Source organism: Streptomyces cyaneofuscatus, assembly GCF_000718135.1.
Lineage (GTDB): Bacteria > Actinomycetota > Actinomycetes > Streptomycetales > Streptomycetaceae > Streptomyces > Streptomyces cyaneofuscatus.
In genome coordinates this window covers 1-229 of record NZ_JOEM01000110.1, presented here as the reverse complement: position 1 = coordinate 229, position 229 = coordinate 1, and the positions used below count along the sequence as shown (strand labels likewise).

Sequence of the window (229 nt, the reverse complement as noted above, 5' to 3'; positions counted from 1 at the left end):
GTACGCGGTCCAGCCGGATGGTGTGTTCTTCTCCAACGGTCCCGGTGACCCGTCGACGGCTGATCACCCGGTGGCGCTGATGCAGGGTGTCCTGGAGCGCTCCACGCCGTTGTTCGGTATCTGTTTCGGTAACCAGATCCTCGGCCGGGCGCTGGGGTTCGGTACGTACAAGCTGAAGTACGGGCACCGTGGGATCAACCAGCCGGTGCAGGACCGCACCACGGGCAAG

Annotated in this window: 1 protein-coding gene; it reads left to right on the top strand. The window is 64.6% G+C overall.

Annotated elements, in window-relative coordinates:
- On the top strand, positions 1–229 hold a 229-nt coding region (locus tag IF17_RS0135995), incomplete at both ends, for a glutamine amidotransferase-related protein (protein WP_167344553.1).